Annotated in this window: 1 protein-coding gene and 1 pseudogene; one reads left to right on the top strand and one right to left on the bottom strand. The window is 67.1% G+C overall.

Annotated elements, in window-relative coordinates; all coding sequences use genetic code 11:
* The coding region (locus E4634_RS21305; RefSeq protein ID WP_135446687.1) for a TIGR03619 family F420-dependent LLM class oxidoreductase at window positions 1-695 on the top strand (695 nt) is incomplete at its 5' end.
* Window positions 696-1,058: 363 nt separating this feature from the next.
* Here the strand turns inward: E4634_RS21305 and E4634_RS22190 are convergent.
* Window positions 1,059-1,163, bottom strand: a pseudogene (locus tag E4634_RS22190) (hypothetical protein); the annotation flags it as partial.
* Window positions 1,164-1,181: the final 18 nt, after the last annotated feature.

The following is a 1,181-nucleotide window of genomic DNA, read 5'->3' as shown; positions in this document are numbered from 1 at the left end:
GCGCCACCGAGCGCATCATGATCAACAGCTGCATCGCCATCCTGCCGCTGCAAAACCCCATCGTCACCGCCAAGGCGCTATCCACCCTGGACTGGCTGAGCAGCGGGCGCATGATGGTCACCTTCGGCGTCGGCTGGCTGAAGGAGGAGTTCGACCTGCTGGGCGTGCCCTTCCGCGAACGCGGTCGCATGGCGGACGAATACCTGGCGGCGATGATCGAGCTGTGGACCAGCGACAACCCCGAGTTCGAGGGGCAGTACGTCTCTTTCCGTGACGTCGCTTTCGAGCCGAAGCCGGTGCAGAAACCGCACCTGCCGGTCTGGATGGGCGGCGACAGCGACCCGGCCCTGCGCCGCGCGGCGCGCTTCGCCAGTGGCTGGTGGCCGTTCCTCACGCCGCCGGACAAGCTGGCCGAGCGCATCGCGTTCATCAAGTCCCAGCCCGATTTCAGCGGCGGTCCCTTCGAGGTGATGTATGGCCTCGCGACATCGCGGGTGGGCGAAGGGCACAAGGTCAACGAGGACCCGGACGCGCACCGCGAGTGGGGCGCCCAGGAGATCGTCGACGGCCTGTGCGACCTGGCGGAGAAGGGCGTCACCATGAGCTCCGTGCCGACCCCGCCGATGCGGGACGTCGAGGCCTTCCTCGACTACGCCCGCTGGGTGATCGAGGAGATCAAGCCGCGGCTGCCCTGAATTGAAATTCGCGTAATACGCGGCCTTGGAGGCCGCCAAGCTACTGGACCTGGAGAATAACAACGCATGACTCAGGCATTTTTCTACCGCGCTCGCGCGGCCCTGGCGCTCGCCAGCGCGCTCCTGCTGCCCGTCACGGCCTTGGCTGCCACCGCCGATACGGACTGGCCACACCCCGGCGGCGGCCTCAACGAGGGCATGTACAGCGCCCTGGCGCAGGTGACTACTGACAATATCGACAAGCTGGGCCTGGCCTGGTATCTCGACCTGGACGGGCAGGCGACCCTGGAGGCAACACCCCTGGCCGTGGACGGCGTAGACCTCGGCGCGGCTGCCGGTGAAGTAGAGCACGCCGTCCACGGCCAGGGGTGTTGCCTCCAGGGTCGCCTGCCCGTCCAGGTCGAGATACCAGGCCAGGCCCAGCTTGTCGATATTGTCAGTAGTCACCTGCGCCAGGGCGCTGTCCATGCCCTCGTTGAGGCCGCC

Origin of the sequence: Mangrovimicrobium sediminis, from assembly GCF_004745945.1 — a bacterium.
Classification (GTDB): domain Bacteria; phylum Pseudomonadota; class Gammaproteobacteria; order Pseudomonadales; family Halieaceae; genus Mangrovimicrobium; species Mangrovimicrobium sediminis.
The sequence above is the reverse complement of the archived record's forward strand: the minus strand, read 5'-3'. Positions and strand labels throughout refer to the sequence as shown.